Here is a 21,708-nt window from a genome sequence, read left to right on the forward strand (position 1 = left end):
GGTCGCGGGGCTTTCCTCTGCCGAAGCTACGAGCGCGGTGTGCAGCAGCGTGAGCGATGTGCGCCGATGTGCACCAACAGCACTCGCCAGGGCGCATAGGAGGCAGGCGGTATTGACGAGCTCCCCGGGCCGGCTCGATGGTGACGCACAACGGCGCACCGAACCGAGGGAGATCACCGCCATGGAATTACTGTTCATCGGCATCGACCCGGAGACCGGACAGAACGGGTCCCCCACCGCATGGGTGGACAAGGAGACCCGAGACATCGTGTTGCAGAGCTACACCGCGGATGAGGCCACCCGTCAGCAGGCCATCGAGAACACGGCGCCCGGCCACGCGAAAGGCATTCCCGCCCACGAGACCGTCATCCGATTCCCCGCCCACCTGATCCCGCTGCTGAGGGAGGCGTGCGATGCCGCAGATCGACTTTAGGGCCCTCATGGACGCGGCTCGCAGCTCAGCGGTGCACCTGGAGATGCGTGACGTGTACGGCGTCGGTGACGAGGCTGAAGACTTCGTGCACTGGCAGCGCACCGGAGAGCGCGACGCGGACCCCACCTCGGCCTACTGGTCTCCGTGGGTCGACCTGATCTCCCGGGCCCGGGATCGAGGCGTGTCCGTCCGCCGGGCCCGGATCGTCTCCGAGCCCACCACCGAGTACATCCGGTACGAGCACGCCGGTACCTCTGTCAACCTGGCTGCTGGCGAGCATGTTCGGTGGCTGCCGCGCCGGCGCGCCGCCTCGCTGCTCGTCCCCGGTAGCGATCTGTGGGTCTTCGACGGCGAGTCCGTCCTGTTCAACCACTTCACCGGAGACGGCAACTGGGCAGATCCCGACATGGAACTGACCAACGATCCTGCGGTGGTCAAGCAGTGCGGCGACGCCTTCGAGGCCGTGTGGGAGCGAGCCATTCCGCACGACCAGTACAAGATCCGCTAGGCAGAGAGCACCGGTAGGCGACCCATGCCCACATCCCCGTCGACATCCGCGCAGGCGGCCCGCGAGGACGTCGCACGACGACTCCGCAACCTGCGCCGCTCCGCCGATCTGACGGTCGCTGAGCTGGCCTACCGGTGCAACTGGCATCACGCCAAGACCAGCAGGATCGAGAACGCCCGCACGCCGCCGTCGCCCACCGACATCCGGCTGTGGTGCCGCGCCACGAGCGCTGAGGACCAGGCAAGCGACCTGATCGCGGCCTCACTGCACGCCGAATCCCTGTACACCGAGTGGAAGCGCCAGGCCCGCAACGGGTTGCGGCAGCTCCAGGACAGCTACCTGAAGCTGTACCAGTCCACCGAGACGTTTCGGGTCTACTCCACCACCCTCGTCCCCGGCCTGCTCCAGACCGAGGGGTACGCGCGAGCGCTGCTCGGCACCAACGCCCGTTTCCTTGGCCTTCCGGACGATGGCCCCGAGGCGGCCGCGGCGCGCCTCGGACGGTCACGCATCATCCATCAGGCCGGGCACCGCTTCGTTCTCCTCATCGAGGAGGCGGTGCTGCGCTACCAACTCGGCGACGCCGACGCGATGGCGGCGCAGCTCGGGCACCTGCTCGCAGCCGGCGCGCTGCCGGCGGTCTCGCTGGGCATCATCCCCATGGCGACGCCGAGCCGGCTGCTCTGGGCGGCGGAGACGTTCAACGTGTACGACCAGGCCCTTGTCTCCGTCGAGTTGCTCTCGGCTCAGGTGAATATCACTCAGCCCAGCGAGATCAGCCTCTACCTGCGTGCGTTCGAGGAACTGCGCGGCATGGCGGTGTACGGTGCGGGCGCCCGGGAGTTGATCGTGCGGGCTGTCGAGGCCCTGCGGTGACGCCCGGGCATGAGCAAAGCCGGTACAGCGGCCGACTGATGTCGCTACTGATGCCGCCGAGCTGATCCCGCTGCCGAGGCGGCCTGCGACGCCGACGTTCGGTGACCGGCGGTCCGAGATGCAAGCGTGGGTCAAGGACCGGTCGCAGGTGCTCAAGCCCGGCAGCGACGGCCGCGGCGGTAGAGGCCGCCCTCGGCGTTGTGCCCCGTGGAGGCTGTGCGATGACATACACACTGGTCAAGGCCCGGGGGCGGCGCTTCCGCACGAAGCGCCGCCCCCGGTGGGGTGGGGCCGGGTCCAGGGGTGCCGGTCGGTGAGGGTTGTGGCCCCAGGGCAAGGGCCGCCGCCGGCGGGCCGGACCCGGCCCCGGTTCAGTTGGTCAACGGGCCGCCGCCCGCCCCGCCTCAAGGCGGGCGACCGGGATGCGGAACGGTGAGCAGGAGACGTAGTCGAGGCCGACGCGGTGGAAGAAGTGCACCGACTCCGGGTCGCCGCCGTGCTCGCCGCAGATGCCGAGCTTGAGGTCGGGGCGCACCGCGCGGCCCGCCTCGGCCGCGGAGCGGACCAGCGCGCCGACCCCGTCGACGTCGATCGTCTCGAACGGGGAGACGCCGAAGATGCCCTTCTCCAGGTAGGCGGTGAAGAAGGACGCCTCGACGTCGTCGCGGGAGAAGCCCCACACCGTCTGGGTGAGGTCGTTGGTGCCGAACGAGAAGAACTCGGCGGCCTCCGCGATCTGACCGGCGGTCAGCGCCGCCCGCGGCAGCTCGATCATGGTGCCGATGGCGAGCTTGAGGGTGGTGCCGGTGGCGGCCTCCACCTCCGCGATGACGGTGTCGGCCTCATCCCGGACGATCTCCAGCTCCTGCACGGTGCCGACCAGCGGGATCATGATCTCCGCGCGCGGATCGCCCTTCGCCGCCCGGCGTTGCGCGGCGGCCTCCGCGATCGCCCGTACCTGCATGGCGAACAGACCGGGGATGACCAGGCCGAGCCGCACCCCGCGCAGCCCCAGCATCGGGTTCTGCTCGTGCAGCTTGTGCACGGCCTGCAGCAGCCGCAGGTCGTTCTCGTTCGCGTCCTTGCGGGACTCGGCGAGCGCGACGCGCACCGACAACTCCGTGATGTCCGGCAGGAACTCGTGCAGCGGCGGGTCCAGCAGCCGTACGGTGACGGGCAGGCCGTCCATCGCCTCGAACAGCTCCACGAAGTCGGCCTTCTGCAGCGGGAGCAGCGCGTTCAGCGCGTCGTCCCGCTCGGTGTCGGTGTCGGCCAGCACCAGCCGCTCCACCAACTCCCGCCGCTCGCCCAGGAACATGTGCTCGGTGCGGCACAGCCCGATGCCCTGGGCGCCGAACCGGCGGGCCCGCGCGGCGTCCTCGGCGTTGTCCGCGTTCGCCCGCACCCGCAGCCGGCGCACCCGGTCGGCGTACGCCATGATCCGGTGCACCGCCTGCACGAGCTCGTCGGCCTCGTCGGCGCCGGCGTGCATCCGGCCCTCGAAGTACTCGACCACCGGCGACGGCACCACCGGCACCTCCCCGACGTACACCTTCCCGGTGGACCCGTCGATCGAGATGAGGTCGCCCTCCTCTATCACCACGCCACCGGGCGCGGTCAGCCGTCGCCGCTTGGTGTCGACCTCCAGCTCCTCCGCCCCGCACACGCAGGTCTTGCCCATCCCGCGCGCCACCACGGCCGCGTGCGAGGTCTTGCCGCCGCGCGAGGTGAGGATGCCCTCGGCGGCGATCATGCCGTTGAGGTCATCGGGGTTGGTCTCGCGGCGGATCAGGATGACCCGCTCGCCGGACCGGGACCACTTCACGGCGGTGTACGAGTCGAAGACCGCCTTCCCGACGGCCGCGCCCGGCGAGGCCGCGATGCCCCAGCCGATCCGCTGGTAGCCGGCGGCGTCGTCCACCGAGTCCTCGAACCGCGGGAACATCAGCTGGCCGAGCTGCGCCCCGTTCACCCGTTGCAGCGCCTCGGCCTCGTCGATCAGTCCCTGGTCCACCAGTTGCGTGGCGATCCGGAAGGCGGCGGCCGCGGTCCGCTTGCCGACCCGGGTCTGGAGCATCCACAGGTGCCCGCGCTCGATGGTGAACTCGATGTCGCACAGGTCCTTGTAGTGCGTCTCCAGCGTCTCCATGATCTTCATCAGCTGGTCGTACGACGCCTTGTCGATCGTCTCCAGCTCGGCGAGCGGCACGGTGTTGCGGATGCCGGCCACCACGTCCTCGCCCTGGGCGTTCTGGAGGTAGTCGCCGTAGACGCCCTGGTGGCCGCTGGCCGGGTCGCGGGTGAAGGCCACCCCGGTGCCGGAGTCGGGGCCGAGGTTGCCGAAGACCATCGAGCAGATGTTGACGGCGGTGCCCAGGTCGCCGGGGATGCGCTCCTGGCGGCGGTAGAGCTTGGCGCGCTCGGTGTTCCAGGAGTCGAAGACGGCCCGGATCGCCAGGTCCATCTGCTCGCGCGGCTCCTGCGGGAAGTCCCGCCCGGCCTGCTCGGCCACGATGGCCTTGTACTCGCCGACCAGCTTGCGCAGGTCGGCGGCGTCCAGCCCGAGGTCGCTGTCGGCGCCCTTGGCGCGCTTGGCGGCCTCCAGTGCCTCCTCGAAGAGGTCGCCGTCCACCCCGAGCACGGTGTTCCCGAACATCTGGACCAGGCGCCGGTAGGAGTCCCAGGCGAACCGCTCGTCGCCGCCGGACTGCGCGGCCAGCCCCGCCACCGACGCGTCGGACAGCCCGATGTTCAGGACGGTGTCCATCATCCCGGGCATCGAGAACTTCGCGCCGGACCGCACCGACACCAGCAGCGGGTCGTCCTGCTGGCCGAGCGTGCGGCCCATCCGCTGCTCCAGCGCGTCGAGGTGCGCACTCACCTCGTCGCGGAGCGCGGCCGGTTCCCTGCCCGACTCCAGATAGACCTTGCACGCCTCGGTGCTGATGGTGAAGCCCGGAGGGACGGGCAGGCCGAGGTTGGTCATCTCGGCGAGGTTCGCACCCTTCCCGCCGAGCAGATCCTTGAGGTCCTTGTTGCCCTCTGTGAAGTCGTAGACGTACTTGAGCTTCTTCTCGCGTGTCGACACGGGTCCGTTGACTCCTCGCGTCCTGGATGCCCTGACGGCGGGGAGCGTACCCATCTCGAAGGTGTTCCAGTACGTCCATGACCTCGACACACGGGTGTAACCGCTCGTCTGCCGTCAGATCCAAAGAGGACGGCTGGACGCCGCGCCGCCGCCTTCCGTTCACGAGTCGAACGGACGACGCCGCAGCGCGAGCCGGAGCGGGCGTGGTGCGCACGCAGGGTGACGAGAGTCATGGCGGGGTGTACGCAACGGGGGTGGCACTCAGTGCCGTGCATTCGAGAAGTGTGATGCTCGAATGTGCGCTCATCTGAGCGTACGAGGTATCAGACGTGGCGAGGATCACGTGTTCCGGCGCCCCGCTTCTCATGCGTCGGGCGTACAAACGGTACGTATCGGGGGTGCGAGGAACTGCGCGAGCAACCGGCCCCGGCCGGTGGCCCGGACACGACCGCCACCGCCCCTTTCGGGCCGGTGGCGACCCGCGCCACCGCGGCGGTTCCCCTCGCCCCTGCCGGGGCTCGGCACCGTGGAAAGCCCCGCAGGGAACCTCAGCCGCCGGACGTGGCGGACTCCGCGTCCTCCGAGAGGGCCGCGCAGGCGTAGGGATCGTCCAGCCAGCCGTCCGGCAGCACCACGCGCTTGCCCGGGGCGGTGCGCCCGCGCGGGCCGTCCGCGTGCGCCGGCCACGGCTGGCTCTGGTCGAGCGACTCCAGCAGCTCGGAGAGCTCCGCGAGCGACGAGGCCATCGCCAGCGCGCGCCGGACGTCGGAGCCGACCGAGAACCCCTTGGTGTACCAGGGCACGTGCTTGCGGAAGTCGACCACGCCGCGCGCCTCGTCGCCGAGCCACAGCCCGAGGAGTTCGGCGTGCCGCCGCATCACGGCCGCGACCTCGCCGAAGCGGGGCGCGGCGGGTGCGCCGCCCTCGCCGGGGGCACCGGAGCCGAGTGCGGCGACCAGGTCGCCGAAGAGCCAGGGGCGCCCGAGGCAGCCGCGCCCGACCACGACGCCGTCGCAGCCGGTCTCCCGCATCATCCGCACCGCGTCCTCGGCGCACCAGATGTCGCCGTTGCCCAGGACGGGGATCTCCGGGACGTGCTCCTTGAGCCGGGCGATGGCGTCCCAGTCGGCGGTGCCGCCGTAGTGCTGCGCGGCGGTGCGGCCGTGCAGCGCGACCGCGGTCACGCCCTCCTCGACGGCGATCCGCCCGGCGTCGAGGTAGGTGAGGTGGTCGTCGTCGATGCCCTTGCGCATCTTGATGGTGACCGGCAGGTCGCCCGCGCTGCCGACCGCCTCGCGCAGGATCGCGCGCAGCAGGTTGCGCTTGAAGGGCAGGGCCGAGCCGCCGCCCTTGCGGGTGACCTTGGGCACGGGGCAGCCGAAGTTGAGGTCGACGTGGTCGGCCAGGTCCTCGTCCACGATCATCCGCACCGCCTTGCCGACGGTGGCCGGGTCGACCCCGTAGAGCTGAATGGAGCGCGGGGTCTCGGTGGCGTCGAAGTGGATGAGCTGCATGGTCTTGTCGTTGCGCTCGACCAGCGCCCGGGTGGTGATCATCTCGCTGACGAACAGCCCCTTGCCGCCGGAGAACTCGCGGCACAGCGTGCGGAAGGGCGCGTTGGTGATGCCCGCCATGGGCGCGAGGACGACCGGCGGCCACACGGTGTGCGGGCCGATCCGGAGCGCGCCGGTCGCGGGCGGGGCGGAGGTGCCCGTCGCGGGCGGGGCCAGGGTGGCGTCAACGGTCATGCGGCCATTGTCCCGTATCACGGGGCGGCGACCGAAAGGGGTTGTACGGCAGCGCGGATTTTGGTTGTACGGTAGTAACGGTTCTACTCGTACAACAGGTGGAGGGTGCACGCACATGCCAGGACCGAGCTACCGGCGGCGGATGCTGATCCTCGCGATCTGCTGCATGAGTCTGCTGATCGTCAGCTTGGACAACACGATCCTGAACGTCGCGCTGCCGTCGATGCAGAAGGACTTCCACGCCTCGCTCTCCGGCCTGCAGTGGACGATCGACGCCTACCTGGTGGTGATCGCCTCGCTGCTGCTGCTGGCCGGGTCCACCGCGGACCGGATCGGGCGCAAGCGGGTCTTCCAGGTCGGCCTGGTGGTGTTCACCCTCGGATCGGCGCTGTGCAGCCTCGCGCCCGGACTCGGCTGGCTGGTCGCCTTCCGCATGGTGCAGGCGGTCGGCGGCTCGATGCTCAACCCGGTCGCGATGTCGATCATCACCAACACCTTCGACGACGCCAAGGAGCGCGCCAAGGCGATCGGCGTGTGGGGCGGCGTGGTCGGCATCAGCATGGCGGCCGGACCGATCATCGGCGGCGCGCTGGTGGAGTCGGTCGGCTGGCGCTCCATCTTCTGGATCAACCTGCCGGTGGGCGTGGCCGCGCTGGTGCTGACCGCGCGGTTCGTGCCCGACTCGCGCGCCCCCAGGCCGCGCCGGATCGACCCGGTCGGCCAGGTGCTGGTGATCCTGCTGCTCGGCAGTCTCACCTACGGGATCATCGAGGGCGCCGGGGCGGGTTGGGGCTCACCGCTGATCGTGGGCAGCTTCGTGGTCGCCGCGGCCTCGGTCGTCGGGCTGGCCCGCTACGAGCAGCGCCGCACCGACCCCCTGATCGACGTGCGCTTCTTCCGCAGCGTCCCGTTCAGCGGCGCCACCGTGATAGCGGTCTGCGGCTTCGCCGCGCTCGGCGGCTTCCTGTTCCTCAACACCCTCTACCTGCAGAACGACCGGGGCCTGTCCGCGCTCAAGGCCGGCCTGTACATGGTGCCGATGGCGCTGATGTGCCTGGTCTTCGCGCCGCTGTCCGGACGGCTCGTCGGCGCCCGCGGCCCGCGGCTGCCGCTGGTGCTCGCCGGGCTGGCGATGACGGCGAGCGGCGTGCTGTTCGCCGGACTGGACGCCGAGTCCGACAACGTCAAACTGTTCACGTCCTACGTCCTGTTCGGCATCGGTTTCGGCCTGATCAACGCGCCGATCACCAACACCGCGGTCTCCGGGATGCCCCGCGCCCAGGCCGGTGTGGCCGCCGCGGTCGCCTCCACCAGCCGCCAGGTCGGGCAGTCGCTGGGCGTCGCCGTGCTCGGCGCGGCGCTCGCCGCGGGTCTGCACGCCGGCGCGTGGTGGATCATCACCGGGTGCGGGGCCGCGGTCCTGGTGCTCGGTGTCCTCACCACCGGACGCCGGGCGCGCGGGACGGCGGAACGCACGGCGGCGGCACTGATGGTGCCCGAGGCGGACAGGGACAAGGTGGCGGTGAGCACGTCATGAGCACGATGAACGGGGCGGCTGTGGACACGGCGGCGTCCGAAGGCGCGGCGGCGGCCCGGGGAGCGGCAGCGCAGGGCGCGGCCGCGGACGGTACGCCGGAGCGGGTCTGGCGCAACCTGGGCGCGCTGGTCCTGGAGCAGAACGAGAGCCGGAAGAAGATCGTGGAGGCCCTCGGCATGAGCTTCTTCCGGGCGAAGGCGCTGCGCAGGATCGCCGCGCAGCCGTCGTCGATGAGCGAGCTCGCCGCCCGGCTGTCCTCCGACCGCCCGTATCTGACGCTGGTGGTCGACGACCTGGAGAAACGGGGCCTGGTCGAGCGGCACCAGCACCCCACCGACCGCCGCTGCAAGATCGTCTCGGTCACGGCGGCCGGCCGGGCCACCGCCGACCGGGCCAACGCGATCCTCGGCACCCCGCCGCCCGCGCTGGCGGCCCTGCCGCCGGAGGACCTCGCCGCCCTGGACCGGATCGTCGCGGCGCTGCTCGAAGCCGGTGCGGAGGACGGCGCGGGCGCGGGGGAGTAGGGCACGCGGGAGCGCGGCACGGCGCCGCGGCAGGCGGCGCGTGATCAGCGGCGGGGGGCGTACACGCCTCCCGCCGCTGCCGGTCGGGCGCCGGCTGCCTCAGCCGTCCTCGGCGAGCGCGGACTCGTAGGTCTGCAACGTGGTGACGAACGTGCGGCGTTCGGCCGGGGTGAGCGGGGCGAGGGCCTGGCGCCAGGCGGTCGCGCCGCGGGCCAGCCAGGTGCTGATGGCCGGGTGGTGGGCGGGGTCGATGGACACGACGGCGCGCCGGCGGTCGTCCGGGTCGGCGTCGCGGCGCAGGACGCCCTGCTTGGCGAGGTCGCTGACCATCAGGCTCACCGTCGCCGGGGCGACCTCCAGCCGGGCGGCGAGATCGTTCACCGACAGCGGGCCGTCGAAGAGCAGGTAGGAGAAGAGCGAGAGGTGCCGGGGGGCGAGCGAGAAGCCGCTCAGCTCCTCGGGGATCCTGATCCGCTTGGCCCGGCCGACCATGCGCGGCATGAGGCGCAGCAGGGTGCGGATGCCGTCGTCCACGGAGAGGCCGTCGGCGGGGGAGCCGGCGGCGCCGGGGTCGGCGGAAGCGGCGGGCTCGGCCGCGTCCGGGTCGCCGCGGCCGGGGCCCTCCGTCGTTGACATGGCAGACCGCCTCCCATAGCTTTGTTCTCAAAGATGCTTTGCTTGCAAAGCGAAGTCTTTCCGTGGTCCGAGCGTATCGGAGAGGGGTGTCCCCATGACCGGGTGGACCGAGCGGATCATCACGGAGTTCCGGGCGAACGCGGGCAGGGTCGGCGGCAGGTTCGAGGGCGCCGACCTCCTGCTGCTCACCACACTGGGCGCGCGCAGCGCCCTGCGCCGTACGACTCCCGTCGGATACGCCAGGGAGGGCGGGGCCCTGCACGTCTTCGCCTCCAACGCGGGGGCCGGCCGGCATCCCGGCTGGTACCACAACCTGCTCGCCCATCCCCAGGCCGTCGTCGAGATCGGGGACGGCGCCGGCGGCGTCCGCACCCTGACCGTCCGCGCCCGCCCGCTGGCCGCGGCCGAACGCGACCTCGCCTGGGCCCGGCAGGCCGCCGCGGTGCCCGCCTACGGGGAGTACGAGGCCCGCACCACCCGGGTCATCCCCGTGGTGGCGCTGCTGCCGCTGGACCTCGCCGTGCCGGACGACGGCCGCAACCGGGCCCTCGCGCACCAGCTCCGCAGCGTGCACGCCACGATGCGCGCCCAGCTCGCCGCCCTCCGGGACGGCGGGCCCGCGGCCGGCGGCGAACTCGCCGTCCACTGCCTGGCGTTCTGCGACGCCCTGGGCGCGCACCACGGCGCCGAGGACATGGTGCTGCCCGCCTTCGACGCCGCCTTCCCCCGACTCGCCCCGGTGCTCGCCCGGTTGCGCGAGGAGCACCGTCAGGTCGCCGGCGCGCTGGAGGAGTTGCGCGCCCTGCTGGAGCAGGGCGCCGAACCCGGTGCGGTGCGCCCCCGCCTCGAAGCCCTGGCCGCCGACGCGGAGACGCACTTCGCCTACGAGGAGCGGTATCTGCTGCCCGCCCTGCTGGGCGAGGAGGCCGGCAACGTGCCCGGTGGGTCAGGACTTTCCTGACCCGCTCGCCGACGGGGTCGCCGACCCGCTGAGCGACGCGGACGGGCCGGTCGCCTTGGGTGCGGGGCCGAAGGCCACGGTCACCTTGGTGAACCCCAGCGAGGTCAGCATCCGCGTCAGCATGGTGCGGGTGTTGGTCTCCGCGCGCTGGGCCAGCTCGGTCTGCTTGGCCGCCGTCTGGATCTTCGTCGCCGCCAGCTCGTTGAGCTGCTGGAGGTTCCCCGGATTGCCGCTGAAGAAGTCGCCGATCCGGTCGAAGAGGCCGCGCTGCTGCGAGACCACGTAGGAGTGCTTGGGGTCGAGCGAGGCCCGTTCCAGCGCGGCGTGCGGCAGCCGGATCGACGCCGTCCGCCGGTTGTCGGACACCGTCACCGCGCCGTCGGCGACCTTGCCGAGGTCGACGTACGCGTCCACGCTGCCCGCGCCCACGTACAGCGTGCGCTTGCCGCGCACCGCGTCGGGCAGGAACTTCGCGTCCTTGTCGAGGTCCACCACGACCTGGAAGTTGCCGCTGGCGCCCTCGAACCGGTTCATGTCCTGGATCGACTTCAGCACCACCGGTCCGGTCCGGTCGTGGGTCGTCTCCTCGAACGGGTTGGGGATGCCGGGCAGCAGATCCGCTCTGCCGAGCAGGAAGAACAGCAGTCCCAGCACCACCACCCCGATCACGATCCGTGCCCACCACGGTGTGACGCGTACCACCCCGACCTGCTGCGTCTCCATGACACACCTCCTCTCGTCAACGGATCGGCTACCCCCGGCCCGCGGGGTCATGGCGGCGTTCGAAGGTCAACACCCCCAACTGGCAAGGGCGTTGATCGCGGACGGGTGGCGGACGGCATCCGGGGTGCGGCCGGGCGGGCGGTGCGGAGGGCCGGGGAGGCCGCGGAATCGGGTCCGATGTCCGAATGTTTCGCCTGGCCATCCGAAGGTTACGGCTCGGGTCGGCGGCGAGTACGCGGTGGGCGGGGCGCTGCCCTCGGCCCCCGGGCGGGCTACGATCGCTGCCATGAGTGCCACCAGCGTGCAACCACCCCGTGACGACCAGCCGGGTACCCCCGGTGACGGCACGGCGACGCTTGCCGAGATCGCGCGGGCCGCGGGCGTGTCCGCTCCGACTGTTTCGAAGGTCCTCAACGGCCGGGGCGATGTCGCGCCGGCCACCCGCAGTCGGGTCGAGGACCTGCTGCGCCGGCACGGCTACCAGCGGCGGCGCGGCAGCGTCCAGCCCGCGCCGCTGATCGACCTGGTCTTCCACGAGCTGGACAGCTCCTGGGCGATGGAGGTGATCCGCGGGGTGGAGAACGTGGCCCGCCAGGAGAGCCTGAACGTGGTGCTGTCCGAGTCCGCGGGACGGCTCAGCCCCGGCCAGACCTGGGTGGACGGCGTGCTGGCCCGCCGCCCCACCGGGGTGATCCTGGTGCTGTCCGGCCTCGACCCGGCGCAGCGCGCCCAACTCACCAGCCGGGACATCCCGTTCGTGGTGATGGACCCGGCCGGCGACCCGGGCGAGGACGTGCCCGCGATCGGCGCCACCAACTGGCAGGGCGGCCTGGCCGCCACCCGCCACCTGCTGGAACTGGGCCACCGCCGGATCGGTGTGATCGCCGGCCCCGGCGGCATGATGTGCAGCCGGGCCAGGATCGACGGCTACCGCGCCGCCCTGGAGACCGCCGGGGTGGACTACGACCCGGACCTGGTGCGGTCCGGCGACTTCCACCACGAGGCCGGCTACGCGGTGGGCCTGGAACTGCTGCGCCCCGCCGACCGCCCCACCGCCGTCTTCACCGGTAACGACCTGCAGGCCCTCGGCCTGTACGAGGCCGCCCGCGAGCTGGGTCTGCGCATCCCGGAGGACGTGAGCGTGGTCGGCTTCGACGACCTGCCGCTGGCCCGCTGGATCAGCCCGCCGCTGACCACGGTCCGGCAGCCGCTGAACGAGATGGCCGAGGCGGCGGCCCGGCTGGTGCTCGACCTGAGCCGGGGCAAGCAGCCGAGCACCCTGCGGGTGGACCTGGCGACGCGGCTGGTCGAGCGGGCGAGCAGCGCGCGGCCCCGCGCCGCCGGCCGGCCCGCGGCGGGCGCCTGAGCGTCGGCCCGACCTGCGGCCCGGCCGACCGCGCGCCCGAGCGACGGCGGGCGCCGCCGGAGCAGGGGTCGCGCGGGGGGTATCGGCCGGCGCGACGGACCCCCGAAGCGGGTTCCGCGGGCCGCTTCATGGGAGCGCTCCCGCCCCTCCCACCTGCGATGACCGTCCCGAGTGTTGACGCCCGGCAGGGGCGGTCGTAGGGTCTGCGCGCAGATCGGAATCGTCCCCGAAACTTTCGGCCGCCATGGCGCCGTCACGGCGTCGTCGCGCCCGTCCCGGGGACGCAGCAACCCTGTCCAAACCCCCACTTGGAGAGAGGTACCCCCCGATGTTCTCGAAGCGCACCCTGAGATCCGCCGTCGGCGGGTCGGGCGTCGCCCTGCTCGCCGTCACGGCCGCGCTGGTCGCGGTCGCCATGCCGTCCGCCCACGCCGCGGACACCCCCCTGCGTACCCTGGCCGAGGCCAAGGGCATCTACATGGGCACCGCCCTGATGGCCAACGAGCTGACCGGCACCTCGGCGTCCATCGCGAGCACGCAGTTCGACGAGGTGACCCCCGGCAACGAGATGAAGTGGGACACCGTCGAGCCGACCCAGGGCACGTACAACTGGGGCCCCGGCGACCAGATCGTGAGCTTCGCGCAGCAGCACGGTATGCAGGTGCGCGGCCACAACCTGGTCTGGCACAGCCAGTTGCCGAACTGGCTGACGTCCGGCAGTTTCACCAACACCCAGGTGCACGACCTCATGATCAAGCACGTCACCGACGAGGTCACGCACTACAAGGGCAAGGTCATCCACTGGGACGTGGTCAACGAGCCGTTCAACGAGGACGGCACTTACCGCTCGGACATCTGGTACAACCAGATCGGCCAGTCCTACATCGCCGACGCCCTCACCGCCGCGCACGCCGCCGACCCGGCCGCCAAGCTCTACATCAACGACTACAACATCGAGGGCGAGAACGCCAAGAGCAACGCGATGTACAACCTGGTCAAGTCGCTGAAGCAGCAAGGCGTGCCGATCGACGGCGTCGGCTTCCAGGCACACTTCATCCTCGGCCAGATCCCCTCGGACTTCGAGGCGAACCTGCAGCGCTTCGCCGACCTCGGCGTCGACGTGGCGGTCACCGAGCTCGACGTGCGGATGAACACCCCCGCCACCGCGGCCAACCTGCAGCAGCAGGCGAGCGACTACACCAAGGTCGTCGACGACTGCCTGGGCGTCTCGCGCTGCCAGGGCATCACGGTGTGGGGCTTCAACGACGCCACCTCGTGGGTCCCGAGCACCTTCCCCGGCCAGGGCGCGGCCACGCCGTACGACGAGAACTACCAGCCCAAGCCGGCCTACTACGCGATCCAGACCGCTCTGGGCGGCAGCGGGTCGACCACCCCGCCGACCAGCCCGCCCACCACGCCCCCCGGTGGCGGCGGAGCCTGCACGGTCGGCTACGCCACCAACGAGTGGAGCACCGGGGTGACCGCGAACATCACCGTCACCAGCGCGTCGGCGGTCAACGGCTGGACGGTCGTGCTGACCTACCCCGGCGGCAGCAGGACCGTCACCCAGGCGTGGAACGCCACCGTCACCCAGAACGGCAGCACGCTGACCGCGAAGAACCTGTCCTACAACGGGACCCTCGCGGCGGGCGGCAGCGCGACCTTCGGCTTCAACGCCAACTGGTCCGGCTCCGACCCGAAACCGTCCGGCGCCACGCTCAACGGCACGGCGTGCACCGTCAGTTGACCCGCACCATCAGCTGACCCGAACTGTCAGCCGACCCGCACCGGATAGCTGGCCACGGACACCTCGTCGTCGTCCAGGCACCGCCCGTCCGCCAGGTCGAACCGCTGCTTGAGCAGCGGGGAGGCGACGTACGGGCGGTCGCCGGGCGCCGACCCGAGCAGGCCGTGGCTCAGCACCCCCGCACCGGTGAACGGGTCGACGTTGCCGATCGCGTACAGCCGGCCCGTCCGGTCGCGGAAGAGCGCGGCCTGGCCGCCGTCGGGCAGCAGCACCGCCACCCCGCGGCCCGGTTCCAGTACGTCGACCGGGCAGACCGCGAACCAGCCCTCGGGGCCGTGGAGTTCGACCGTGGCGCTCATGCCGTCACCGTCGCACTCAGGGTCAGCAGCGCCGGTTCGGGCTTGATCTGGCCGCGTTCGGGCACGAAGCGCACGGTCGGGTCGGGGGTGTCGGGCGCGTTCACGAACGACACGAACCGGCTCAGCCGCTCCGGGTCGTTGACGGTCTCCGCCCACTCGTCGCGGTAGTGCGCCACGTGTTCGGCCATCAGTGCCTCCAACTCCGCGCAGATGCCCAGCGAGTCGTGCACGACCACGTCCCGCACATGGTCCAGGCCGCCCGGGATCCGCTCCAGCCACACGCTGGTGCGCTCCAGCCGGTCCGCGGTGCGGATGTAGAACATCAGGAACCGGTCGATCAGCCGTACCAGTTCGGCGTCCGACAGGTCCTTGGCGAGCAGGTCGGCGTGGCGCGGGGTGGCGCCGCCGTTGCCGCCGACGTACAGGTTCCAGCCGGACGCGGTGGCGATCACCCCGAAGTCCTTGGACTGCGCCTCCGCGCACTCCCGGGCGCACCCCGACACCGCCGACTTCAGCTTGTGCGGGGAGCGCAGCCCCCGGTAGCGCAGCTCCAGGTCGATCGCCATCCGCACGCTGTCCTGCACCCCGAAGCGGCACCAGCTCTGCCCGACGCAGGACTTCACGGTCCGCAGCGCCTTGCCGTAGGCGTGCCCCGACTCGAAGCCCGCGTCCACCAGCCGGGTCCAGATCAGCGGCAGTTGCTCCACGCGGGCACCGAACAGGTCGATCCGCTGGCCGCCGGTGATCTTCGTGTAGAGGCCGAAGTCCCGGGCCACCTCGCCGATCACGATCAGCTTCTCCGGGGTGATCTCTCCGCCGGGCACCCGCGGCACGATCGAGTACGACCCGTTCTTCTGCATGTTGGCCAGGAACCGGTCGTTGGTGTCCTGCAACGCGCCCTGCTCGCCGTCCAGGACGTGCCCGCTCACCCCGATCGCCGGTGCCAGCGAGGCCAGGATCGAGGCGACCGCGGGCTTGCACTCCTCGCAGCCCTCGCCGCCGCGCGCCGCCTCCCGCCCGTAGCCGTCCAGCAGGTGCCGGTAGGAGGTGATCCGCAGGGCCCGCACGATCTCGTACAGCTCGGTGCGGGTCTGCGGGAAGCACCGGCACATCCCGGTGTCGACCGCGATGCCGTTGGCGGCCAGCTCCGCGGACACGATCCGGCCCAGCACCTTCACGCAACTCCCGCACCCGGTACCGGCCTTGGTGCACTTCTTCACCTCGGGCACCGTCGTGCAGGAGTGCGTGCCGACCGCGTCGCGCACCGCGCCCTTCGTCACGTTGTGGCAGCTGCACACCACGGCGTCGTCCGGCAGCGCCGACACCCCCAGGGTCACGGGCGCGCCGGCGCCCGCAGGGAGCACCAGGTGCTCGGCGGCGACCGGGGGCACCGTGCCGGTCAGCGGGCGCAGCAGGGCGTAGGACTCGGTGTCGCCGACCAGCACGCCGCCGAGCAGGGTGCCGTCCTCCGCGACCACCAGCTTGCGGTACACCCCGGCGCGCGGGTCGGAGTAGACCACGTCGAGGCAGCCCTCGGCCGCGCCGTGCGCGTCCCCGAAGCTCGCCACGTCCACGCCGAGCAGTTTCAGCTTCGTCGACAGGTCGGCGCCGGTGAACGCGCCCGCCTCGCCCGCGATCCGGCGTGCGGCGGTCTCGGCCATCTCGTACCCGGGCCCGACCAGGCCGTACACCCGGCCGTCGGACGCCAGCGCGCACTCGCCGATCGCGTACACCGACGGGTCGGCGGTACGGCACGACGCGTCGACCACGATGCCGCCGCGCTCGCCGACCGGCAGCCCGCACTCCCGCGCCAGCTCGTCGCGCGGCCGCACGCCCGCGGAGAAGACCACCAGATCGGCGGCGAGCGTCGAACCGTCCGACAGCGCCATCCCGCGCACCCGGCCGTCCGGGCCGGTGACGACCCCCTGCGTGCCCACCCCGGTGTGCACCGACACGTCCAGCGTCTCGACACGGCGGCGCAGCGCCCGCCCGCCGCCCTCGTCGACCTGCACCGGCATCAGCCGCGGCGCGAACTCCACGACGTGCGTGGCCAGTCCCAGGCCCTTCAGCGCGCCCGCCGCCTCCAGCCCGAGCAGCCCGCCGCCGACCACCGCGCCGGTCCGCGCCCCCGCCGCGTACGCCTCGATGGCCAGCAGGTCCTCGACGGTGCGGTACACGAAGCAGCCCTCGGCGTCCCGGCCCGGCACCGGCGGCACGAACGGGTACGAGCCGGTGGCCAGCACCAGCGTGTCGTACCCGACGACCAGTCCCGAACGGGCCGTCACCGTGCGGGCGCCCCGGTCCACCGCCACCGCGGGGTCGCCGAGCCGCAGCTCGATGCCGTGCCGCGCCATGAAGCCGTCCTCCACCAGGCAGAGGTCCTCCGGCGCGGCGCCCTCGGAGAAGTACGAGGTCAGGTGGACGCGGTCGTAGGCCGCGCGCGGCTCCTCGCACAGCACCACCACCCGGGCGCTCGTGGTGAGCCCCCGGTCGGTCAGCGCCTCCAGGAAACGCTGGCCGACCATGCCGTGGCCGACCAGCACGATGGTGGGGCGGCGCGCGCCCGCTCGCCCCGCGGGGCGCTCGACGCTCCCGGGTACGGTGTCGGTTCGGTTCTCCATGCCGCCAGCGTGCGGCGGCGCTGTTTCCCGAGGGCATCCCCGCGATTTCCCGGTGGCAACGCTGCGCTCATCGCCGCCCGGGCCCGGGTGTGAGCCCCGGGCCCGGGCGAGGCGGGAAAGCCCCTCACCGCCGCGAGCCCCGCCTGCCATCGTGGACGGATGGGAAACGAGGGGGAGTTGCCCGTGAGCGCGCCGGGCGACGTGGTGCTGTTCGGGACGGCGGACGCCGGCGGCTGGGTGGGGGCGCTGCGCGTCTACTCCGGCGGGTTCGAGTGCACCCTGCGGGTGATGCAGCGCGAACCGCGGGAACCCATGCGGATGGTGGACGGCAGGAGGGTGCCCTCGACGGTCTGGGACGGTGACGGCGCACTGCGCCTGGAGGTGCGGTACGCGGCGAACGGCCGGGCCGGCGAGCTTCCCGGGCGGCGCCCGCTGCCGGGGCAGCGCCCGCCGGTGAGGCGCGACGGGCCGCAGCTGCTGGGCGTCTCGCAGCGCACCGGGGGCGGCTCGCCGGGGGAGTGGGACGCGCAGCTGTGGATCGGCCCGCTGCCGCCGGGCGGCCCGGTGGTGTTCTCCGGGTCGTGGCGGGCGGCGGGCGTCGAGGAGTTCCGGGCGGAACTCGACGGGGCACCGATCGTGGCCGCCGCCGCGGGCGTCACCCGGCTGTGGCAGGTCCCGCACCGGACACCGGGCGACCCCGGCAGGGGGTACCGGGAGCCGGGGCCGGGCGGACATCGGAGGCCCCGCAGCTCCATCGGGCACATGACGATCAGCTCGGGCAGCCCGATGCGGGACGCGGAACCCGACGGCCGCGCGGACGCCGGCGGCGGTGCCGATGGTGCGGGCGAGGCGGACCGTGCGGACCCTGCGGACGGCACCGAGGAGCCGGGGCGCGACCGGTAGGTGCGAGGAGTCGTGACGGGGAGGACCCGCTCCCGCTACTCCCCGCTGACGCTCACCGTCGCCTCGTGCCGGACCGGGAAGTTCACCGAGTTCGCGATGAAGCACAGGTCGTGGGCCCGCGCGTGCAGGGCGAGTGCCTTCTCCGCCATGTCGGGGGAGGCGACCTCGACGGCCGGGCGGAGCACCGCCTCGGTGAAGTGGCCGCCGCCGTCCGGCGTCTCGCCCATGGTGCCTTCGGCCCGGTCGGTGTAGCCGGTCACCACCACGCCGTTGACCGCGCACACGTGCAGGTAGGACAGCAGGTGGCACTGCGAGAGCGAGGCGAGCAGCATCTGCTCGGGGTTCCACCGGTCGGCGTCGCCGCGGAAGTGCGGGTCGGCGGACCCGGCGATCACCGGCGCACCGGGCACGGTGACCTCATGGGTGCGCCGGTAGGAGCGGTAGGTGTCGGTGCCGGTGCCGAGGTTGCCGGTCCAGACGAGTTCGGTCCGGTAGGTGTGCTGCCGGGCGGAGGGCATGGCGTACTCCCTGGGTCGGTGGCGGCCACCGGAGGCCGTAACGGTCACTTTACCGGAGCGCTCCGTACCGCCGCGCTCGGCTCGTACGGTTCCGCGGTTCCTACGGTTGCCGCGCCACGGGTGGGGCGGCCAGCGCGCGGGTCACCCCGGGCTCGCGACGGCCGAGGAAGTGCGGGTTCGGCTTCACCGCGATGTCGAGCGCCGCCTTGTCCGCGGCCAGCAGTTCCCGGGTCCCGCTCGCGAACCAGGTGGCGTCGTGCTTCTCGTCGACGCCGACGCCGTACGCGTCGATCCCGGCCGCCTTGCAGAGGGCCAGCGCCCGGTCGATGTGGAAGCTCTGGCTGACCAGCACCGCCTGGTCCACGCCGAAGATCCGCCTGGCGCGGTCGCAGGAGTCCCAGGTGTCGAACCCGGCGTAGTCGAGCACCACATGGGAGTCGGGCACGCCGTGCGCGACCAGGTAGGCGCGCATCGCACCGGGCTCGTTGTACGACGTCCGGCTGTTGTCGCCGGTGGCGAGGATCACCCGCACCTTCCCGTCGTCGTAGAGCCGGACCGCCGCGTCGAGACGGTGGGCGAGGTACGGCGACGGGGTGCCGTCGATCAGCCCGGCGCCGAAGACCATGGCGACGGGCTCGCTCGGCACGTCCTGCTCGGAACGCACCCGGCTGTCCTGGGTGAGCCGCAGCCAGGTCGTCGGCAGCAGCGCCAGCACGCACAGCGCCACCGCCCAGCGCAGCAGGCGGCGTTGGGCGCGGCGGGTGCCCGGCAGGAGCCGCAGGCGCGGCCCCTCCAGGTCGGGCAGCCGGGGGAATCCGGGCGGGCCGGGCCGGGCCGCCCGGGTGCGCAGCTGTCTGGTCCACTCGCGCATCCGCGCCCCCTCGCCCGCGGGCGGGTACCGCGCCCGCCACCGATCATGGTCCCCCGTACACGCTGAAGGACGTGTTCCGGGTCCGCCCGGTTGCGGTGAACTCCCGCGCGGGGCGCCCCCCATGAAGTCGTCGTCCATGAGGTCGTCGTCCCGGAACCGATTCCTTTTGCCGCCCGGCCGGGTCTGTCCTTCCGTAAGACCCCGCACCCCGCGGGGACTCCTGAGGAGGGACGAGCACGATGCCGAGTACGCAGTCGGGCGCCGTGGCGAAGCTGTACCGGACGTGGCTGGCCGGGCCGGGAGCGGACGAGCCGATCCACGACCAGCGGCAATGGGACGTGCTGACCGCGGAACCGGGCGGGGTCGACTACCTGGAGACCGCCGTCGCCGGGCAGCCGGCCCTGTGGGCGGTGCCGCACGGCTGCGCGACGGACCGGGTACTGCTGTGCGTGCACGGCGGCGGTTTCGTCTCCGGTTCGATCCACACCCACCGCAAGATGTTCGCCCACCTCGCGAAGGCGACCGGGGTCCGGGCGCTGCTCGTCGGTTACCCGTTGCTGCCCGAGGGCGCCTACCCGGTCCCCGTGGACCGCGCCTTCGCCGGCTACCGGGCGCTGCTCGACGAGGGGGTGAGCGCCGGGCACATCGCGCTGGCGGGCGACTCGGCGGGCGCCGGCCCGCTGTTCGGCGCCCAGCTCCGCGCGCGGGAGGCCGGACTCCCGCTGCCCGCCGCGACGCTCGCGCTGTCGCCCTGGGTGGACATGGAGGTCGTCGGCGCGACGATGGAGACCAACCGCGAGGTGGAGGCGCTGTTCAACCAGCCGTGGGTGGGGCAACTCGCGGCCGGGTACCTCGCGGGCGCCGATCCGCGCGATCCGCACGCGAACGCGCTCCACGCCGATATCACCGGTTTCGGGCCGGTGTTCGTCCAGGTCGGCGCCCACGAGGTGCTGCTCGACGACAGCCGGCGGCTCGCCGAGCACGCGGAGAAGGCCGGGGTGGAGGTCCGGCTCGACGTCTTCCCGGAGATGCAGCACACCTTCCAGATGATGGCCGGGCGCGCGCCGGAGGCGGACGACGCGATCGGCCGCCTCGCCGCCTGGCTGCGTCCCCTGCTGGGGCTGTGATGGGGGCGCTGACGGACGGGACGACGCTGATGCCCGCCGTCTCCATAGGGGAGGAGATCGGCCGGACGGACGCCGAGTTCGCCGCGCTGGCCGGGCCGTTCCGGCGGGAACTGCTCGCGCACTGCTACCGGTTGCTCGGCTCGGTGGACGACGCGGAGGACCTGGTCCAGGAGACGTACCTGCGCGCCTGGCGGTCCTACCGGAGGTTCGAGGGCCGCTCGTCGACCCGGACCTGGCTGTACCGGATCGCCACGAACGCGTGCCTGTCCGCCCTGGGCCACCGGTCCCGCCGGCTGCTCCCGGCGGGACTCGGCGCTGCGACCGGCCGCTCGGACGGATGGCTGCAGCCGCTGCCGGACGCCCTGGTGATCGGGGAGCCCACCGATCCCGAGGCGGTCGCCGTCTCGCGGGAGAGCATCCGGCTCGCCTTCGTCGCGAGCGTCCAGTACCTCCCGCCGAAGCAGCGTGCGGTGCTGCTGCTGCGGGATGTGCTCCTCTTCCCCGCCGCGGATGTCGCCGAGATGCTCGGCAGCACCGTCGCGGCGGTCAAGAGCAGCCTCCAACGGGCCCGGGCAAGGCTCGAAGAGGTGGCGCCCGTCGCGGATCAGGTCAGCGAGCCCGAGGAGCCCGAGGTGCGTGCGCTACTCGACCGTTACACCGAGGCGTTCGCGCGGGCGGACGCGGCGGGGTTGCGGGCGCTGCTCAGCGAGGACGTGGTGCTGGAGTTGCCGCCGTCGCCCGCGTGGTTCCGCGGGGCCGCGGCCGCCGAGCACGCCACGGCGGGGCTCGGTGCGCCGGGGGACTGGAAGTTCCTGCCCGTACGTGTCAACGGGGGGCCTGCTGCCGGGGCGTACCTCCGAGGCGGCGGCACGGTGCACCGCGCGTACGGCATCCTCCACCTCACCGCCTCCGCGCCCCCCTCCCCCCGCGTCACCCGCATCACCGTCTTCGCCCAGCCCTCCCTCCTCCTCACCTCCGCGCTCCCCTCTCTCCACCCGGCCTAGGCCTCCACTTCCACGGTGCCCCTTGCGGTGGTTGGGTGTCGTGGGGGTGCGTCGTGGTTGCCCGCGCAGTTCCCCGCGCCCCTGGGTGGGTGCTCCTTGCCCTTGCCGCCCGCCTTGCGGTGCGTCGTGGTGGGCCCCGGGCGCCCCGGGTGGAGCCG

19 protein-coding genes are annotated in these 21,708 nt (G+C 72.5%); 11 read left to right on the plus strand and 8 right to left on the minus strand.

Annotation, left to right across the window (positions count from 1 at the left end):
• Nucleotides 1–181: 181 nt before the first annotated feature.
• The 3 genes from C4U44_RS00135 to C4U44_RS00145 are packed head-to-tail and all read left to right on the plus strand — an operon-like array spanning nucleotide 182 to nucleotide 1,817.
• Complete coding sequence (locus C4U44_RS00135; RefSeq protein WP_103883481.1) at nucleotides 182–433, plus strand: hypothetical protein; 252 nt, start codon at nucleotides 182–184, stop codon at nucleotides 431–433.
• On the plus strand, nucleotides 414–941 hold the full coding sequence (locus tag C4U44_RS00140) for a DUF6879 family protein (RefSeq protein WP_200823091.1): 528 nt from the start codon (nucleotides 414–416) through the stop codon (nucleotides 939–941). The genes C4U44_RS00135 and C4U44_RS00140 overlap by 20 nt, the downstream gene beginning before the upstream one ends.
• A 24-nt stretch (nucleotides 942–965) precedes the next feature.
• Complete coding sequence (locus C4U44_RS00145; RefSeq protein WP_103883483.1) at nucleotides 966–1,817, plus strand: helix-turn-helix domain-containing protein; 852 nt, start codon at nucleotides 966–968, stop codon at nucleotides 1,815–1,817.
• 379 nt (nucleotides 1,818–2,196) lie between these two features.
• Here the strand turns inward: C4U44_RS00145 and ppdK are convergent, their stop codons facing one another.
• Nucleotides 2,197–4,959 (minus strand): pyruvate, phosphate dikinase, encoded by a 2,763-nt coding sequence (gene ppdK, locus C4U44_RS00150; RefSeq protein ID WP_235031769.1) that lies wholly within the window; start codon nucleotides 4,957–4,959, stop codon nucleotides 2,197–2,199.
• Between the two features lie 494 nt (nucleotides 4,960–5,453).
• Nucleotides 5,454–6,653, minus strand: a complete 1,200-nt coding sequence (gene dusB / locus C4U44_RS00155) for a tRNA dihydrouridine synthase DusB (RefSeq protein ID WP_103883485.1) — start codon at nucleotides 6,651–6,653, stop codon at nucleotides 5,454–5,456.
• A gap of 115 nt (nucleotides 6,654–6,768) precedes the next feature.
• Between dusB and C4U44_RS00160 the strand changes: the two genes are divergently transcribed.
• Entirely contained in the window at nucleotides 6,769–8,190 is a 1,422-nt protein-coding gene (locus C4U44_RS00160; RefSeq protein WP_103883486.1) for an MFS transporter, read from the plus strand.
• Nucleotides 8,187–8,714: a MarR family winged helix-turn-helix transcriptional regulator gene (locus C4U44_RS00165; protein WP_235031703.1), complete on the plus strand. Its 528-nt coding sequence runs from the start codon at nucleotides 8,187–8,189 to the stop codon at nucleotides 8,712–8,714. The genes C4U44_RS00160 and C4U44_RS00165 overlap by 4 nt, the downstream gene beginning before the upstream one ends.
• A gap of 99 nt (nucleotides 8,715–8,813) precedes the next feature.
• Here the strand turns inward: C4U44_RS00165 and C4U44_RS00170 are convergent, their stop codons facing one another.
• The gene (locus C4U44_RS00170) at nucleotides 8,814–9,350 is read right to left on the minus strand and encodes a MarR family winged helix-turn-helix transcriptional regulator (RefSeq protein WP_103883487.1); all 537 of its coding nucleotides are present in this window, start codon (nucleotides 9,348–9,350) and stop codon (nucleotides 8,814–8,816) included.
• A gap of 94 nt (nucleotides 9,351–9,444) precedes the next feature.
• Between C4U44_RS00170 and C4U44_RS00175 the strand changes: the two genes are divergently transcribed.
• Nucleotides 9,445–10,311: a nitroreductase/quinone reductase family protein gene (locus C4U44_RS00175; protein ID WP_103883488.1), complete on the plus strand. Its 867-nt coding sequence runs from the start codon at nucleotides 9,445–9,447 to the stop codon at nucleotides 10,309–10,311.
• Here C4U44_RS00175 and C4U44_RS00180 read toward each other — a convergent pair.
• A complete protein-coding gene (locus tag C4U44_RS00180; protein ID WP_103883489.1) occupies nucleotides 10,297–11,034 on the minus strand; it encodes a DUF4230 domain-containing protein in 738 nt (245 codons plus the stop codon). The genes C4U44_RS00175 and C4U44_RS00180 overlap by 15 nt on opposite strands.
• A gap of 286 nt (nucleotides 11,035–11,320) precedes the next feature.
• Between C4U44_RS00180 and C4U44_RS00185 the strand changes: the two genes are divergently transcribed.
• Together C4U44_RS00185 and C4U44_RS00190 are read left to right on the plus strand one after the other, a co-directional pair.
• Entirely contained in the window at nucleotides 11,321–12,400 is a 1,080-nt protein-coding gene (locus C4U44_RS00185) for a LacI family DNA-binding transcriptional regulator (protein WP_103883490.1), read from the plus strand.
• 328 nt (nucleotides 12,401–12,728) lie between these two features.
• A complete protein-coding gene (locus tag C4U44_RS00190) occupies nucleotides 12,729–14,147 on the plus strand; it encodes an endo-1,4-beta-xylanase (RefSeq protein WP_103883491.1) in 1,419 nt (472 codons plus the stop codon).
• A gap of 26 nt (nucleotides 14,148–14,173) precedes the next feature.
• Here the strand turns inward: C4U44_RS00190 and nirD are convergent, their stop codons facing one another.
• Complete coding sequence (gene nirD, locus C4U44_RS00195; protein WP_103883492.1) at nucleotides 14,174–14,506, minus strand: nitrite reductase small subunit NirD; 333 nt, start codon at nucleotides 14,504–14,506, stop codon at nucleotides 14,174–14,176.
• Complete coding sequence (gene nirB / locus C4U44_RS00200; protein WP_103883493.1) at nucleotides 14,503–17,127, minus strand: nitrite reductase large subunit NirB; 2,625 nt, start codon at nucleotides 17,125–17,127, stop codon at nucleotides 14,503–14,505. The genes nirD and nirB overlap by 4 nt, the downstream gene beginning before the upstream one ends.
• A 183-nt stretch (nucleotides 17,128–17,310) precedes the next feature.
• Between nirB and C4U44_RS00205 the strand changes: the two genes are divergently transcribed.
• Nucleotides 17,311–18,030 (plus strand): hypothetical protein, encoded by a 720-nt coding sequence (locus C4U44_RS00205; RefSeq protein ID WP_103883494.1) that lies wholly within the window; start codon nucleotides 17,311–17,313, stop codon nucleotides 18,028–18,030.
• A gap of 35 nt (nucleotides 18,031–18,065) precedes the next feature.
• On the opposite strand, the gene C4U44_RS00210 is transcribed toward C4U44_RS00205, so the two are convergent.
• A complete protein-coding gene (locus C4U44_RS00210) occupies nucleotides 18,066–18,548 on the minus strand; it encodes an OsmC family protein (protein WP_103883495.1) in 483 nt (160 codons plus the stop codon).
• A 100-nt stretch (nucleotides 18,549–18,648) separates the two neighbouring features.
• Nucleotides 18,649–19,419 (minus strand): SanA/YdcF family protein, encoded by a 771-nt coding sequence (locus tag C4U44_RS00215; protein ID WP_103883496.1) that lies wholly within the window; start codon nucleotides 19,417–19,419, stop codon nucleotides 18,649–18,651.
• Nucleotides 19,420–19,658: 239 nt separating this feature from the next.
• Between C4U44_RS00215 and C4U44_RS00220 the strand changes: the two genes are divergently transcribed.
• The gene (locus C4U44_RS00220; RefSeq protein WP_103883497.1) at nucleotides 19,659–20,546 is read left to right on the plus strand and encodes an alpha/beta hydrolase; all 888 of its coding nucleotides are present in this window, start codon (nucleotides 19,659–19,661) and stop codon (nucleotides 20,544–20,546) included.
• Complete coding sequence (locus C4U44_RS00225) at nucleotides 20,546–21,550, plus strand: RNA polymerase subunit sigma-70 (protein WP_235031704.1); 1,005 nt, start codon at nucleotides 20,546–20,548, stop codon at nucleotides 21,548–21,550. The genes C4U44_RS00220 and C4U44_RS00225 overlap by 1 nt, the downstream gene beginning before the upstream one ends.
• The last annotated feature ends 158 nt before the right edge of the window (nucleotides 21,551–21,708 follow it).

This window comes from Actinacidiphila yanglinensis (genome assembly GCF_900107965.1).
Classification (GTDB): Bacteria; Actinomycetota; Actinomycetes; order Streptomycetales; family Streptomycetaceae; genus Actinacidiphila; species Actinacidiphila yanglinensis.